Source organism: Ruminococcus sp. RTP21484sp1_RTP21281st1_A8_RTP21281_210402 (assembly GCF_040914025.1).
In the GTDB taxonomy this organism is placed as follows: domain Bacteria; phylum Bacillota; class Clostridia; order Lachnospirales; family Lachnospiraceae; genus Blautia_A; species Blautia_A faecis.
Genome location: NZ_JBCPGE010000010.1, coordinates 81,510 through 97,939, shown reverse-complemented (window position 1 = coordinate 97,939; position 16,430 = coordinate 81,510). Strand labels below are relative to the sequence as shown.

General features: G+C 42.6%; 15 protein-coding genes. 14 read left to right on the top strand and 1 reads right to left on the bottom strand.

Features of this window, described 5'->3' with window-relative positions; genetic code table 11:
* Nucleotides 1–3: 3 nt before the first annotated feature.
* From AB5170_RS06965 to AB5170_RS06910, 12 genes are all read left to right on the top strand, one after another.
* Entirely contained in the window at nt 4–717 is a 714-nt protein-coding gene (locus tag AB5170_RS06965) for a zinc metallopeptidase (RefSeq protein ID WP_173718149.1), read from the top strand.
* Complete coding sequence (gene rsmB / locus AB5170_RS06960; protein ID WP_368361306.1) at nt 710–2,059, top strand: 16S rRNA (cytosine(967)-C(5))-methyltransferase RsmB; 1,350 nt, start codon at nt 710–712, stop codon at nt 2,057–2,059. Before AB5170_RS06965 ends, rsmB begins: the two co-directional genes overlap by 8 nt.
* A 10-nt stretch (nt 2,060–2,069) precedes the next feature.
* Nucleotides 2,070–3,110 carry a 23S rRNA (adenine(2503)-C(2))-methyltransferase RlmN gene (gene rlmN, locus AB5170_RS06955; protein WP_187565060.1) on the top strand — a complete coding sequence of 347 codons (1,041 nt, stop codon included), beginning with the start codon at nt 2,070–2,072 and terminating at the stop codon, nt 3,108–3,110.
* 61 nt (nt 3,111–3,171) lie between these two features.
* Nucleotides 3,172–3,918 (top strand): Stp1/IreP family PP2C-type Ser/Thr phosphatase, encoded by a 747-nt coding sequence (locus AB5170_RS06950; RefSeq protein ID WP_118578191.1) that lies wholly within the window; start codon nt 3,172–3,174, stop codon nt 3,916–3,918.
* Nucleotides 3,912–6,155, top strand: coding sequence for a Stk1 family PASTA domain-containing Ser/Thr kinase (pknB, locus tag AB5170_RS06945; RefSeq protein WP_148461130.1), 2,244 nt, complete (start codon nt 3,912–3,914; stop codon nt 6,153–6,155). The genes AB5170_RS06950 and pknB overlap by 7 nt, the downstream gene beginning before the upstream one ends.
* A gap of 3 nt (nt 6,156–6,158) precedes the next feature.
* Nucleotides 6,159–7,037: a ribosome small subunit-dependent GTPase A gene (rsgA, locus tag AB5170_RS06940; protein WP_173716055.1), complete on the top strand. Its 879-nt coding sequence runs from the start codon at nt 6,159–6,161 to the stop codon at nt 7,035–7,037.
* A gap of 4 nt (nt 7,038–7,041) precedes the next feature.
* Nucleotides 7,042–7,713 (top strand): ribulose-phosphate 3-epimerase, encoded by a 672-nt coding sequence (gene rpe, locus AB5170_RS06935; RefSeq protein WP_118578194.1) that lies wholly within the window; start codon nt 7,042–7,044, stop codon nt 7,711–7,713.
* 8 nt (nt 7,714–7,721) lie between these two features.
* Entirely contained in the window at nt 7,722–8,399 is a 678-nt protein-coding gene (locus AB5170_RS06930) for a thiamine diphosphokinase (protein ID WP_148461132.1), read from the top strand.
* A gap of 1,145 nt (nt 8,400–9,544) precedes the next feature.
* Nucleotides 9,545–10,312: an ABC transporter ATP-binding protein gene (locus AB5170_RS06925; RefSeq protein ID WP_062304187.1), complete on the top strand. Its 768-nt coding sequence runs from the start codon at nt 9,545–9,547 to the stop codon at nt 10,310–10,312.
* Nucleotides 10,302–12,374, top strand: coding sequence for an ABC transporter permease (locus tag AB5170_RS06920; RefSeq protein WP_368361305.1), 2,073 nt, complete (start codon nt 10,302–10,304; stop codon nt 12,372–12,374). The genes AB5170_RS06925 and AB5170_RS06920 overlap by 11 nt, the downstream gene beginning before the upstream one ends.
* A 19-nt stretch (nt 12,375–12,393) precedes the next feature.
* Nucleotides 12,394–13,071, top strand: a complete 678-nt coding sequence (locus tag AB5170_RS06915) for a response regulator transcription factor (RefSeq protein ID WP_161143303.1) — start codon at nt 12,394–12,396, stop codon at nt 13,069–13,071.
* Complete coding sequence (locus AB5170_RS06910; RefSeq protein WP_368361304.1) at nt 13,068–14,093, top strand: sensor histidine kinase; 1,026 nt, start codon at nt 13,068–13,070, stop codon at nt 14,091–14,093. The genes AB5170_RS06915 and AB5170_RS06910 overlap by 4 nt, the downstream gene beginning before the upstream one ends.
* 80 nt (nt 14,094–14,173) lie before the next feature.
* Here AB5170_RS06910 and AB5170_RS06905 read toward each other — a convergent pair whose 3' ends face one another.
* Nucleotides 14,174–14,413: a hypothetical protein gene (locus AB5170_RS06905; RefSeq protein WP_173716057.1), complete on the bottom strand. Its 240-nt coding sequence runs from the start codon at nt 14,411–14,413 to the stop codon at nt 14,174–14,176.
* Between the two features lie 658 nt (nt 14,414–15,071).
* On the opposite strand from AB5170_RS06905, the gene AB5170_RS06900 reads away from it, so the two are divergent.
* Nucleotides 15,072–15,599 carry a replication initiator protein A gene (locus tag AB5170_RS06900; RefSeq protein WP_161143302.1) on the top strand — a complete coding sequence of 176 codons (528 nt, stop codon included), beginning with the start codon at nt 15,072–15,074 and terminating at the stop codon, nt 15,597–15,599.
* Entirely contained in the window at nt 15,599–16,414 is an 816-nt protein-coding gene (locus AB5170_RS06895; protein WP_368361303.1) for an ATP-binding protein, read from the top strand. The genes AB5170_RS06900 and AB5170_RS06895 overlap by 1 nt, the downstream gene beginning before the upstream one ends.
* The last annotated feature ends 16 nt before the right edge of the window (nt 16,415–16,430 follow it).

Genomic DNA, 16,430 nt, shown 5'->3' with positions numbered 1-16,430 from the left:
CTTATGTACGGATATGGGTATCCTTATGGATTTTATGTTGATCCTACTTATGTATTGCTGATCATTGGAATGGTGCTGGCACTGGCTGCATCGGGAAAGATGAAAAGCACTTTTGCACGTTATCAGCAGGTGCGCAGCCATTCAGGTCTTACAGGAGCTCAGACTGCCCAGAGGATTTTAAATGCAGCCGGAATTTACGACGTAACGATTGTTCCAATTTCCGGAAGCCTTACAGATCATTATGATCCGAGAACAAAGAGGCTGGCACTTTCACAGGACGTATATGGAAGAACTTCTGTGGCAGCTGTATGTGTCGCTGCCCATGAGTGTGGTCATGCCATTCAGCACAATATAAATTATGCACCGCTGAATATCCGTTCAGCTATTGTTCCGGTGGCAAATATCGGATCTTCCCTTTCCTGGCCGATTTTTCTTCTGGGACTGATCCTTTCCATACCGGCACTTACAACTGTAGGAATTGTGCTGTTTTCACTGGCGGTACTGTTTCAGCTTGTAACACTTCCGGTAGAATTCAATGCTTCCTCAAGAGCTTTAAAAATGCTGGAAAGCACAGGAATTTTAAGCCGCGAGGAAAACAAAGGTGCGAAGAAGGTTCTTACAGCGGCAGCCCTTACTTATGTAGCAGCTCTTGCTTCTTCCATTTTACAGCTTCTGAGACTGATCATACTTTCCGGAGGTAGAAGAAGAGATGATTAACGGAATCAATTCCAGGGAGATGATCCTGGAAATTTTACTTGAAATCGAAGAGGGCGAGCACAGCCACGTGGCAATTCGGAATGCCCTTTCCAAATATCAGTTCCTTCCCAAACAGGACCGGGCATTTATCACCCGTGTCTGTGAAGGTACGCTGGAATACCGGATTCAGATTGATTACATTATCAATTCTTTTTCCAAGGTGACAGTTGATAAGATGAAGCCTGCAATCCGGGAAATTTTAAGAAGTGCAGTATATCAGCTGAAATACATGGATAGTGTGCCAGACAGCGCAGTGTGCAATGAGGCTGTGAAGCTGGCGCAAAGAAAAGGTTTTTATAATCTGAAGCCTTTTGTAAATGGTGTTCTTCGTACCATAGCCCGGGAAATGGATCAGGTCCGGTTCCCTCAAAAAGAAGATGATCTGTTGAAATATCTTTCTGTAAAGTATTCCATGCCAGAGGTGCTGGTAACCAGGTGGCTGGAAGCCTATGGAGAAGAAACAACAGAGAAGATACTGGCGGATTTTCTTATGGAACATCCTCTTACCATCAGATGCCGGACTTATCTGAATTCCAAGGAAGAGATTATAAAAAGCCTGGAAAGTCAGGGCGTTCATGTAGCGCCTGCTCCATATCTGCCTTATGCATACAGCATTTCTGAATTTAACCATATTCTTGCACTGGATGCTTTTATCAAGGGTAAAATCGTCGTGCAGGATGTAAGTTCCATGCTGGTTGCGGAGGTTGCAGATCCGAAGAAGGGCGATTACGTTATTGACGTGTGTGCTGCGCCAGGTGGAAAGAGTCTTCATATGGGAGACAAGATGGAGGGATATGGAACGGTAGATGCAAGAGATGTAAGCCAGTATAAAGTCAATCTGATCGAGGAAAACATCCAGCGTACCAATTCTATTAATGTACAGGCAAGAGTGCAGGATGCTACTATTTTTGATCAGGATTCAGAACTGCTTGCAGATGTTGTAATTGCAGATGTACCTTGTTCCGGGTATGGAGTGATCGGCAAGAAGCCGGAAATCAAATACCGTGTTACGCCACAGAAACAGGATGAAATAGTGATTCTGCAGAGAACCATTCTGGATCGCGCAGCAAACTATGTGAAGCCAAGAGGAGAGCTGATCTTCAGTACCTGTACCATTGCAAAAGAAGAAAACGAAGAGAACATGATGTGGTTTTTGAATAATTATCCATTTAAGCTGGAGAGCCTGGATCCTTATCTTCCAGAGGAGCTGCACTCAGAGACAACTGCACTTGGATATCTGCAGCTGCTTCCTGGAGTACATAAGACAGACGGCTTCTTTATTGCGAAATTCAGAAGAAAATAGGAATATAAATATGACAGACATTAAGTCGATGACGAAAGACGAACTGAAAAATCTGATGACCGAACTGGGAGAGAAACCCTTTCGGGCAAAGCAGATCTACAGCTGGTTACATGAACATCTGGTAACCTCTTATGATGAGATGGGAAACATACCAGGAAAATTAAAAGAAAAACTGAAAGATTATCCCATAGCGGCATTGGAAATGGTGGATGAACAGGTTTCTGCCATTGACGGCACAAGAAAATATCTGTTCCGCCTTTCTGATGGAAATGTGATCGAGAGTGTTCTTATGCGTTATAAGCATGGAAATTCCGTATGTATTTCGTCACAGGTAGGCTGTAAAATGGGGTGCCGTTTTTGTGCTTCCACTATTGGAGGCTGGACAAGAAACCTTCTTCCTTCGGAAATGCTGGATCAGATTTACAGGATCCAGAGCATAACGGGAGAGCGGGTATCTAATGTAGTAGTAATGGGAACTGGCGAACCTATGGATAATTATGATAATATTGTACGCTTTGTACATCTGCTTTCCGATGAAAATGGTCTTAACATCAGCCAGAGGAATATCACCGTATCGACCTGCGGAATTGTTCCGAAAATTTATGAGCTTGCAAAGGAAAAACTGCAGATTACCCTTGCCTTGTCTCTGCATGCACCAAATGATGAAAAAAGACAGGAGCTTATGCCTATTGCACAGCGGTACAGTATGGACGAAGTCCTGGATGCATGCCGCAATTATTTTCAGGAGACTGGAAGGAGAATTACTTTTGAATACAGTCTTGTGGCTGGTGTTAATGACAGTGACGAAGATGCAAGAGAGTTGAGCAGCAGAATCCATGATATTAATTGTCATGTAAATCTAATCCCGGTAAACCCTATTAAGGAGCGTTCTTACAGGCGTTCTACGCATCAGGCTGTAGAGAATTTTAAAATAAAACTTGAAAAATGCGGAATTAATGTTACTATTAGAAGGGAAATGGGCAGTGACATAGACGGTGCCTGTGGACAATTACGAAAAAGTTATATGGAAAAAAGTTACGATCCGCAGTAACGAAAAACTGATGTTGCTATGTTGAACAACAGTACGAAAAGGACAGAAAGCGAGAAGTGACATGAGGGTATATTCAGCTACGAATATAGGAATGAAGCGGAAGATGAACCAGGATTATGTGTTCGCTTCCCAGGACACAGTTGGAAATCTCCCGAACCTCTTTGCTGTTGCTGATGGAATGGGAGGGCACAATGCAGGTGATTATGCTTCCTCTCACGCGGTCAGGATACTGGTAGATGAAATCAGGGAGGATACGGATTATAATCCTGTAAAGGTAATCCGTCATGCCATTGAGACTGCGAACACAGAAATTATAGAACAGGCGCAGAAGGATGAGAAGCTTCGTGGAATGGGAACTACCATGGTAGTAGCCACCATTGTAGGTCAGTATGCTTATGTTGCCAATGTGGGAGACAGCAGACTATATGTGGTGGATAAACAGCTGAGGCAGATTACCAGGGATCATTCACTGGTTCAGGAAATGGTAAGAATGGGTGAAATCACTGCTGAGGAGGCAAGAAATCATCCGGATAAAAACATTATCACCAGAGCTCTGGGAGCAGAAAAAACTGTAGACGTGGATTTCTTTGATATGCGTCTGGAACCGGGAAGTACGATCCTGATGTGTTCCGATGGTCTCAGCAATATGGTGGAAGACAAAAAAATGGAAGAAATCATATTGAATTCTGATGAGGATATCACCTGGAAAGGAAATACTCTTATCCAGGAAGCCAACAACAACGGCGGCAAGGATAACATTGCAATCATATTGATAGAACCATTCACGAATGAGGTGGAAACATGTTAAAGACAGGTATGATTATAGCAGAACGCTATGAAATTGTAAGTAAAATCGGTACCGGCGGAATGGCGGACGTATATAAGGCAATGGACCATAAACTAAACCGCTTTGTGGCAGTTAAGGTTCTGAAGCCGGAATTCAGGGAAGATGCAACTTTTGTAAAGAAATTCAGAAGTGAAGCGCAGGCAGCAGCAGGTCTTACCCATCCAAACATAGTAAATGTGTTTGATGTAGGCGATGATGAGGGTGTTTATTATATCGTAATGGAGCTGATCGAGGGAATCACTCTTAAGGAGTATATTTCCAAGAAAGGCAAGCTTTCGGTAAAGGAAGCTACCAGTATTGCCATTCAGGTATCTATGGGACTTGAGGCAGCACACAGCCACGGCATTGTACATCGTGATGTGAAGCCTCAGAATATTATTATTTCCACAGACGGCAAAGTAAAGGTAACAGACTTTGGAATTGCAAGAGCTGCTTCTTCCAATACCATCAGCTCTAATGTTATGGGGTCTGTACATTACAGCTCACCGGAGCAGGTACGAGGTGGCTACAGCGATGAGAAGAGTGATATCTACTCACTTGGTATCACCTTATATGAGATGGTAACAGGACGTGTCCCTTTTGACGGAGATACTACAGTTGCCATTGCAATCAAACATCTTCAGGAAGAGATGGTACCGCCAAGTGTTTATTCCCCGGATCTGCCGTACAGTCTGGAACAGATCATTATGAAATGTACCCAGAAGAGTGTGGATCGCAGATATAATAAGATGGAGGATGTGATCGAGGATCTGAAGCATTCTCTTATTGACCCGCAGGGAGATTTTGTGAAGCTTACATCTGTAGATACAGATGCTAAGACGGTTGTAATTTCTGATGAAGAGCTTGGAGAGATCAAGCATACTCCGAAGCAGACTCTTAAGCCGGATATAGAAACTCTGGAAAAAGAACTGAATGAGACAAACTACGATGATGATGACGATTTCGAGTATGATAATAAGGAAGAGAGCTCGAAAGGCTCCAGAAAGAACCGGGATCGTGAACGAAGCAGAGAGCGGGAAGAGAGAGAAAGACGTATCAAAAAGCAGAAAAGAGGCGTCAGTGTAGCTGGAAGTATTATTGCTCTGATCATAGGTGCCGCAGTTCTGATCGCGGTAATTCTTGTTGTGGGAAAGGCAGCAGGTCTGATCGGAGACAGCAAGGATTCTTCTTTGGATCAGCAGAATCAGCAGGCACAGGTTACCCAGGCTGCTGACGAAGATGATGGTATGGTACCAGTACCTGATCTTATCGGTAAGACAGAGGCTGAGGCACAGGAACTTTGCGCTTCTGTAAATATCGGAATGACCTACAAAGGTGAAGAGGCTTCCACACAGGAAAAAGGCAAGATTTCTTCACAGGATCCTGTACAGGGAACAAAGGTAGCTAAAAATTCAACTGTTAACTATTATTTAAGTAAAGGTTCTGAGTCCGTTACCCTTACAGATATGTTCGGTCAGAATGGCGCTTTGGCGCAGGAAACTCTGGAAAGCCAGGGCTTAACGGTTCAGATCAATAAGATTTACCCGGATGAAAGTCAGTCTTCTATGGTAGACATTGGATGTGTCCTTGATACTGAGCCTGCAGCAGGAACTACTGTCAAGGCAGGCGATACAGTTACTCTTACCATCAGCCGTGGTATTAATTATGGTGACAGTGTACAGGTGCCAGATGTAACCGGAATGGAGAAGAATGATGCAATTGCCAAGCTTGGCAAATTCATTAATATTAATGTGGAAATGCAGATGAGCACAGACGTTGCAGAGGGAACTGTTATCTCTCAGGATCCTATAGGATATACAGATGACAACCCGGTATATGCAGATCCGGATAACGATACGATCACTCTTATTGTAAGCAGTGGAAGTCAGGATACTTCTTCACAGAATACTGAGGATCAGAGTTCCTCTGATACTACTGCAGCAGTAGCAAATGGCGAAGTATGGAAATGTACACAGAAACTGAAGACGCCTATCGGATATAATGGAGGTCTGATCAGACTGGAGCTTGTTCAGAATGTAGGCGGCGCTCCAAAAGCAAGCTCTGTGGTAGAAGGACAGCAGCTTACTTTCCCATATCAGCTGGATATTACAGGTGCACCAGGAGTTGCTGAGGGTACTTTATATCTGTCTGAGCAGCAATCTGATGGAAGCTATCAGGAACTTGGCCATTATCCTCTTACTTTTGAGAAGGTTGAGTAATCCATGCAGGGAAAGATCATTAAAGGAATTGCAGGTTTCTATTATATCTATGCGGAAGACGGCAATATTTACGAATGTAAGGCAAAAGGAATTTTTCGAAAGGATAATTTCAAGCCTCTGGTAGGTGATAATGTGGAGATTACCGTTTTGAATGAGGAGGAGAAGGAAGGCAGTGTAACTTCCATTCTTCCCCGCCGCAATTCGCTTATCCGTCCTGCTGTAGCCAATGTAGATCAGGCGTTTTTGATTTTTGCCATGGAGAATCCAAAGCCTAATTTCCTTCTTCTGGACCGCTTTCTGATCATGATGGAGCAGCAGAAAATTCCCGTGGTTATCTGCTTCAATAAGAAAGATGTGGGAGAGAAGAAAGAAATGGAAAAGCTTTACGAAATCTACACTGGATGTGGATATTGTGTAGTGCTTTCCAGTACCTATGAGGGAGAGGGAATGGACGAGATCCGCGAGATACTGAAGGGAAAAACAACAGTAGTTGCAGGACCTTCCGGTGTGGGGAAATCTTCCATTACCAACTGTATGCAGGGTGAAGTGCAGATGGAGACTGGCGAGATCAGCAAAAAACTGAAGCGCGGCAAGCATACCACCAGACATTCCCAGGTAATCCCGGTGGAGAAGAATACTTTCCTGGTGGATACTCCGGGATTTTCTTCTTTGTATCTTACCGATATGAAGGAAGAGGAGCTTCGGGATTACTTCCCGGAATTTGTAATGTATGAGCCGCAATGCCGGTTTCAGGGGTGTATGCACATTCATGAACCGGGCTGTGCAGTGAAGAAAGCTCTGTCTGAAGGTAAAATTAGTCAGCAGCGGTATGACAACTATCTGGCTTTATATGAGGAATTAAAAGAGAAAAGGAGATACTAAAACTATGTATCAGCTATGCCCTTCCATTTTATCAGCGGATTTTAACCGTCTGGGCGAACAGATTAAAATTCTTGAAAACGAAGGAGTTGAATGGCTCCATATTGATGTTATGGATGGAGATTTTGTACCGAGCATTTCCTTTGGCATGCCGGTGATCAAATCCATCCGTAAAGAATCCAAGATGTTTTTTGATGTTCATCTTATGGTGACAGAGCCGGAAAGATACATTCAGGATTTTGTAAATTGTGGTGCGGATTCCATCACCGTTCATGCTGAGGCATGTGAGGATCTGGAACGTACTATAGAGCGTATCAAGGATGCAGGAGTGAAAGTTGGTGTTTCCATCAAGCCTGCAACTCCGGTAAATGATATCAGCCATATGCTTGAGGATGTGGATATGGTTTTGGTAATGACTGTTCAGCCTGGCTTTGGCGGACAGAAATATATGGACGAGTGTACAGAGAAGATTCAGGAACTGAGAGAACTGATCGACAAAGAGAATCTGAATGTGGATATTGAGGTTGACGGTGGAATCAATGAAGGTACCATAGAGACTGTTATGAAAGCTGGTGCCAATATCTTTGTTGCCGGATCCTGGGTATTCGGCGGTGATATTGCCCAGAATGTCCGCCATATTCAGAAACAGATCGAAGAGATTGGTGACAGGATTGAGTGAGAGATAGAATGATAGATACAGTAATCGTAAGCGGGGGCATGATCCAGAAAGATTTTGCCCTCGATTTTATAAGAAAAATAGAAGAAGAGCGAAAAGGAAAGAAGCTGCTTTTGCTGGCGGCTGACAGAGGACTGGATTTCTTTCTGGAAACAGGTCTTGTCCCGGATATTGTGGACGGTGATTTTGACAGTTTATCAGGTGCTGGAAAGGCATATCTGGAGAGTCTTGACCATACAGAAATTGTCAGACTGAATCCTGAAAAGGATGATACAGATACCCAGTCTACTTTAAATCTGGCAATAAGAAGAGGGGCAAAGAATATTCTTATTCTTGGCGCAACTGGTGGAAGACTAGATCATTTTATTGGAAACATGGGACTTTTGGGATATGGCAGACAAAAGGGTGTCAATGTGATCCTGGCAGATGCTCAGAATTACATCTGTCTTGTGGAAAATGGCTATATTATTCGAAAAGACAGTCAGTTCGGAAAATATATTTCTTTTTTCGCAGCCGGTGAAACGGTTGAAGGTCTTACTTTGAAGGGGTTTAAATACCCATTGGATCATTACCGCCTTACTACAGATAACTGCGGCCGCACCGTTAGCAACGAGATCCAGGAAGAAAAGGCCAAGGTACTCTACGAAAAAGGCAGTCTTCTTATGATCATGTCCAGAGATTTGAAATAAATGATGTATTACAAAAGAGAAACACTTCATATTCAATTGGAAATATGAGGTGTTTTTTCAAATTTATCAGATTGTCCAGAGCTTTTGTCTTGATGGAAAGAGTTGGGTATGCTAAAATAAAAAGATGTATAGAGAAGACAATATGGGGCCGGAAATATATCATATTTTTATTGTTTGTGGTATAATAGCAAAAGAATGGCGTAAAGAAATGTCAAACGCCTCTAAAAATAAGGAGAAATAGGATAAAATGAAATTAGGTATCGTTATTACGAGACCGATTTCATAAATGTCCATATAAGTTGTTAAATGCCTTTAAATGCTGATAGCTAGAGCATTTAACGGATTTCCGACTTGGATAAAACTCTATATAAATTCATGTAAGTTTTTGAAAAATGGCCCACTTTGTGGCCCATTAACTTTTGATTGAAGTCCTAATATGGTAAGGAGAAGTGCTTGTATGAGCGCTTCTTTTTTGCAAGTATTATAATAAAAATAACTGGTGATTAGGTTCCAATATGAATATGTAACTGGAATTTTAAAGGCATAGTATGTTGTACCATCTAATAAATTTTGCTTTCATTTTTGCTCATGACCATGAGACTTTTTTCACACAAACTGCATGCTGATGATATATTTCTAGTATCGAACAGAACGTTGTTGTATTATGATTTGCTTTTAATTGTCACGGCAGTGTTTAATGGATGCTGTGAAAGCCTAGGCTTTAAAGGATTTTTTGATGATTGACGAATAATTTACACCTTATTTATACCTTTGGAAGACCGGATCGGAATAATAGAGAAATAAAGAAATAGATAAATATAACAGGAAGCAATTTTGTCATATTGGAAATAATTAAAATTTGCTGAACCGTGTTGATTTTATTGATTGAGTATAATAAAAGTAAGAACAGAAACTTCCATGTTTGAAGCGGTTACCAGAATTGACAAAGAAATGCAAGTTAGCCAATCCGGTAGTCCAGCATATTTTTTCATTGTCACCCGACGTTTATACAAAACATATACTTATTCCGCTTGATGCGTCATTCTTGTTCTGAAAACAGGAACAGAATCCTTACAGCGACTGTAAGTGTTATTTATTGTGCTTCTGTGCTATCATTTACCCAGAAATGGATAGGAGGCATTCACATGAAACCAATTTTGAATATTGAAAATCTTACCAAAGTCTATGGGACGTTGCCAAACCAGACGAGAGCACTGAACGGAATCACTTTTCAGGTCATGCCGGGAGAGTTTCTCGGTATTATGGGAAGCAGTGGTTCCGGCAAATCCACGCTTCTCAACTGTATTGCAACTGTGATTCAGCCTACAGGTGGAAGCATTCAGGTGGAGGGAGATACTCTGCAATCCCTCAAGGAAAAGGCTCTTGCCGAGTACCGTGGCAAAAAAGTTGGTTATCTATTCCAGAACTTTGAATTGCTGGACAACCTGACTGGCAGGGAAAATATCCTGCTCCCGACTTCCTTGCATGGGGTAGCCGAAACAGAAAGCAGCCAGCGGCTGAAGCAGTTGGCTGACTATCTGGAAATTTCTGATGTTCTGGATAAGTTTCCGTCCAAGATGTCCGGTGGCCAGCGTCAGCGTGTTGCGGCAGCAAGGGCTCTGATCTTACATCCCCAAATGATCCTTGCCGATGAACCGACGGGTGCGCTGGATTCTAAGAACGCAAGAAGTCTTATGGAGAAGCTGTCCGGCCTGAATCGTGACGAACAAGCTACGATCCTGATGGTAACCCATGATTCCAATGCCGCCAGTTTCTGTAAGCGCATCCTGTTCATCCAGGATGGCGTGATCTTTCATGAGCTTCGGCGTGGAGACGAAAGCCAGCAGGAGTTCTACGGGCGCATCCTGAAGGTGATGGCGCAACTGGGAGGGGGCAGCGCAAATGTTCTCTAATCTCATTCTTCGGAACAGTCGCCGCAGCCGAAAGGAAAACGGTCTGTTTTTCAGCTCCCTGGTGATTTCTATTGTTGCATTTTACATGATTCTTTCCATCTCCACTCAAGATGTGATGCTCTTTTTGCAGAAAATGGAGAGTGACGCAGTTGACAAACTCCTGCTTCTGATTCCTGCGTTTTATGGGATGACCCTCGGTATTCTGTTCTTTTTGATCTATTTTGCCTGCAAGTATCAGTTCGAGCGCAGACGGCATGAGTTTGGTGTTTATCTAATGTTGGGGATGCGTAGAAGTAAACTGTTTGGTATGCTTCTGGCGGAAGATTTCCTGACCAGTATTCTTGCCATGCTCATAGGATTACCTGTGGCTGTGGTGCTTTCAGAAATTGTCAGTCTTGTCACCGCCAAACTGGTAGGCATGGGGATCATCGGTCATCAGTTTTCTTTATCCTGGTCTGCGATTGAATGGACGCTGGCAGGATTTCTGGCAATTAAGCTGACGGCACTTCTGATTTTGAGTGGACGAATCAGCCGCCAAGAGATCGGTACTTTGCTATCCCAGCCAACGAACCACCCCAAAAAGCAAATGCCATCTGTTATCTATGGACTGGCTGCTATATGCGGAAGTGTGATGTTGGCAGTGGCTTACTACATGGCGATTCAGAGAATTGCATGGACAAAGGTAAGTATGATGGGACTGACTTTGCTGTTGGGCATAGTTGGTACGATGCTGCTTTTCTATGGGATGCGTGCGCTGATTGCTTTGATTGTTAAGAAAGGAAAAGGAAATAAGCAGCTGCATGTATTTACCTTCCGGCAGATTCAGGAGAATGTCATTCATCAGTCAAACTCCATTGCCATCAGCTCCCTGCTGATTCTGGCAGCGCTGTGTTGTTTTGGTGCGGGCGTAGGAATTGCAGGAACGAATAGCCTGTCTTCTGACCATGTAATCGACTATACTTTTGAAGATCATACTGCAGAAGATTCATCGCAGGTTCTTCCGAATATAAAGGCAGTCCTGAAAGAAAACGGTTTGGAAAATCAATTTTCAGAGCTTTTTGAAATGAGGGTTGGGAGTATTCACACCACAGAAGATTATGATAATGCCTACAGCATGGACGTTGTTATGGACTCTCTTCGAAGCCTGCCCCAGTCGGAAGACCGGGATGTCCTTTTGAACAATCTTGATTATGCCACATACCCATATTTGATTTGTTTATCGGACTATAATCGTTTGTTGGAATTGTCCGGCAATCCGGCTCTCCAATTAGGCGAAAAGGAGGCCGCTGTCTATATTGATACAGAGTTTACTACGGTAAGCCGTACCGCAATGCTGAACCAAGTATTGGCCGGGCATCCCAAGGTGGAACTGGATGGTAGTCCGATTCATCTTACAGGAGAGGTTCAGTCTGTGAATTTGGTCACGGACCGTTCTATAACCTTGTCCTTTGCATTGATTCTTCCGGATGAAGCATTCCTATATTATAGCCAGGGGATGTATGATACCTATGTCAATGCGGTGCTCAGTGAACAGGCTCTGGATGGAAATAGCCTTATGACTGCATATTTGGATTTGAACGAGAAGCTGGACGAAACTGGCATTGAATATGAAAGCTATCTTCAGAATATGGGTCGTCAGCTTTTCTACACCATAGCATCCAGTTATATTACCCTATATCTAGCAATTGTTTTCCTGGTAGTTGCCAACACCATCGTGGGTGTTCAGTTCCTGATGAGTCAGCAGAAAACCGGGCGCAGATACCAGACTCTGATCCGCCTGGGAGCTACTTACGAAACCCTTTGCCAGTCTGCTGGAAAGCAAATTACCTGGTTTATGGGACTTCCTGTATTGGTTGCGGCTGTCAGCAGTCTGTTTGGAGTCAGGGCGTTATTTACAGGGATACTCTCGTCTCGAACCCGTGGGACAGTGTCTGAAATGCTACTTGTATCTGCTACTATGATTTTGCTGCTTTGCGTGATAGAATATATTTATATGAGAGTGGTCAAGCGCTCCAGTGATCGGTATTTGCTGACACTGATGCAGCCACAGAGAGAAGAATAATTTGGAAGGAGGTGCTGCCGTGAAAAGAATTGCTGTTGTGGAAGATGAAGTCTATATGCGGGAAGAACTCTGCAATATGCTTCAAAAGGACGGGTATCTTGCGGAGGCAATCACCGAGTTGGAAGATGCCGTTCGGCTCCTGGCAGCCCTCCGTCCTGACCTTGTGATCTTAGACCTGAATTTGCCGGAGATCAGTGGCTTTCAAATCTGCCAGGAACTAAAGAATAAAACCGCTATCCCCGTCCTGGTACTGACTTCCAGAGATCAGGTAAAGGATGAACTGCAAGCGTTCCACTTGGGTGCTGATGAATATTTGACGAAGCCGTGCAGAAAAGATCGACTTCTTGCCAGGGTATCCAATATTCTCAAAAGGTATGAAGGCCGTACCAATCTCATAGAGGGACCAGATTTCCTGTTAGACCAGCAGACCTACACGCTTTATATTCATAATACCTCTGTCGTGCTTCCAAAAAATCAGGGAAAACTGTTGGTTGCTCTTTTGTCCGGCGGCGATGCTCTGGCCACGACGGAGCAACTTTGCATAGCACTATGGGGAACCACGGAATACATAGACGAAAATGCCTTGCAGGTTAATCTGACCAGGCTGAAAAAGACGATGTCCGGTCTTGAGATGAAGCAGCGAATCGTTGCGGTTCGTGGGATGGGCTATCGTCTGGAAACGGGGGTGGCTCCATGAAGCGGCTTTGGCGCATGATAGAACGGTACTACCCCTGGCTGCTGTTGCTGTTGGGCGTGGATTGCTTTTGTGCTATCATTCTTTGGATTTCTGACATTCAGGCATTTCAAACCTTGAGTGGGTTAGTAGTTCTGACAAGCCTCCTTTTGTTTTCAGCAATTCTGTTTGTACTAAACAAGCGGGAGACCACCCGCCGAGAGCTGTTCCGGGATTTCCTCAGTGATCCTACCATCTGCAACGAGGAACGGCTGCTCAGTGCCATCAGCCGGGAAGAAGGAGAATCTATCCGGCTTCTGGCATCAGTTTTACAGGAACACAAAACTGAGAGTAACAGTATGGCAGATGCCCTACAGGACTATGAAGAATATGTGGAGGGCTGGGCACATGAAGCGAAAACGCCCCTATCGTTGTTGACCATGCTCCTGGATAATCGGAGCAACGAAATGTCTCCTTCCCTGCAAGCAAAACTGGATTATGTCCGCAGTCAGCTTCAGGAGGATGTCACTCAGATGTTATACTATGCCCGGTTAAAGAGCAGTACAAAGGATTATCAGTTTAAGGATATCAATTTGAATGACTGCTTGGGGGAAGTTCTGGAGGACTATGCCCCACTTCTGGAAGAAAAGCAGTTTGTAATTATCAATAAACTGCAATCTGAAACAGTCTATACAGACCGTAGAGGGCTTCAGTTTATGTTGGGACAGATCGTGAGCAATGCCATAAAATATAGCAGCGATAGTCCCATGCTAACAATCTCTATGATACATTCGGAGATCGCAGATGTTCTTTCAGTTGAGGATAATGGCATCGGTGTAAAAAAATATGATCTGCCGTATATTTTTCAAAAGGGCTTTACCGGGGATTCTACTGACAGCAGAAAGAAAGCTACCGGTATAGGGCTTTACCTGGTTAAGAAGATGGCTGACGATCTAAACCTTCGTCTGGAAGCTGCTTCCCCGTGGGAAAAGGGCTTTAAGATAGTCATCTTCTTTCCAAAATTGAGATCCAACGGAGGAAAATAATATAAGCAAAAAACGGGGCTGTAAAATAAGTCTCTGCTAAAGAAACGCTAGTTCCGACAAATGCTGGTTCTGGCGTTTCTTTACATTAATATATGTTTTTTGAAAATCGTCACTGTTTTATGTAAAAAGGGTACACTTAATAAGCTTGGATAGATTTCTTCTGTACGTCCATATTTTTTATATCTTACATGTTGTTTTCGTTTGAAAAGAAATTTACGTCCAATAGGGCATATAGGATTTCCGTTCTCATCTCTTATATAGTTTACAGCACGATAAGGATTCGTGTGATGTTTTTTATCTGCCGTTTCTTTTTTGTACATGGTAAATATCATTAAATTTTTCCATTAAAGGTACAAAGCATTCCATGCCTTGTCTTCCATAAAATCAATTCTACGTTAAAAACATACCGTCTAGACAGCTATTTTTTAAGCTATCATTTGAAAGACATATATAATATATAGGCTCAAATGGTGAAAGTGCCCATTTGGGCCTATTATTGTATGAATTCATACGTTACAACCAGAGCAAGATCCACCCGTGTATTACAGTATTGTCATTTTGACAATTTTGTATTACTTACGAGTAGCAGACTTGATGGGGGTTACGTCCCCATACCCACGTGAAAATATAATTGCAGGCAATTACATTTTAGCAGATACGCAAGCGTTTCTGAGTAAGCGTCATAGACAACAAAATAAGAAAATTTTGATAAGGCATTCACCTGGATAGGTGAGTGTTTTTTTATTTTCAAATATTTAATTAACAGAAAAAATAAAAAAGTTTTCCTCAGGGGGCTGTAAAAATGCCTCTCAGCGTTTCGTATTAATGAAAGGGTATTTTTTGCAGGAAAAATAAAAAATTTTCATCAAGAGCCTGTATTTATGCCCTTCATCTTTTGAATATGTGTAAGGACATTTTTTGAGCCGGCATAAAAATGATTTTTACAACAGTTAGAAACAGAAACGAGGCGAGAAAAGAATGAAATATGAATACATGAAGGAGTCAGAGCAGATGCTTCAGTACTTCCAGTTTCCGAAGTTTTTGCTAAAACTGCGAATTTCTCAAACTGCAAAATTCCTTTATATGATTTTGTATGACCGGGCACGGATATCGAGAATGAATAGTTGGATAGACAAGTATGGAAATGTTTATCTGATTTTTCCGATAGAGGAATTGTCTGCTCAAATCGGTAAATGTAAATCTTCTGTAAAAACAGCATTGAAGGAATTAGATGATGTGGGACTATTGGTTCGCAGATCTGGTGGTTTTTCAAAACCCAATCATTTATATATAAAAATTCCATCTGATGAGATTGGTTTACAGCTGGTTGAGAATAAGGCGGTTGAAAAGATGGTTGCAACAGAGTCGGAAAAGCAACCTTCATCTGGTCGTAAAAATGGCTGTGCAGGAGTCGGAAATGTGGCACCTAGTAAAGTAACTGAGAAATATAAAAGAAATAAATATCATGAAGTAAATTATTGCTATGGAGAAGGAGAGAGTTTGTGATGAGAGAAGAAGATATCGTATGTGTAGGCAGTGATGGTTTGCAATACTGCAAAGTCTGTGGGGAAGCGAAAGAAGCTTTTTTCCCCGAGGGTGGCTTTATGGGGATGAAAAAACATACTAGGCAATGTGCCTGTGACAGAAAAGCGTATGAAGAAGAACAAAAATATTTTAAAGAGAAAGAACACCGGGAATTAGTCAGTAGAAATACGAGCATCTGTTTTGACGAGAGCAGGATGGAAGAGTGGACATTTGAGAATGCAGATATGTCAGATGCAGTAATGCATAAGGCAAAAAGCTATGTTGATAACTGGGAGGAAATGAAAAGAAATCATATAGGCTGTTTGTTCTGGGGACCGGTTGGTACCGGGAAAAGTTATATTGCCGGGTGTATTGCCAATGAACTTCTTAAGCGGGAAGTAACGGTAAAGATGACAAATTTCAATACCATTATTGATGATATATTTCCACTGGCAGACAAAACGGAATATATCAATGCATTGGCTTCTTACCAGCTTTTGATTATTGATGATCTTGGAGTGGAACGAAATTCAGGATATGCGTTAGGAATTGTTTTTAGCGTCATAGACCGCAGGATCCGTTCGGGACGACCTTTGATCATCACAACCAATCTTCCGCTGAAAGAAATAAAAAGCGAGACCATGTTGGACAAAAGGCGTATCTATGATCGTATTTTAGAAATGTGTACACCAATGTATGTTGGAGGTACAAGTAAACGAGAAGCGATTGCAAGTATGAAAATGGAGAAAGCGAAAACGTTGTTGAATACAAAGAATGATCGTGTGTATTGCGGATAGAAGTGTATGCTACGCA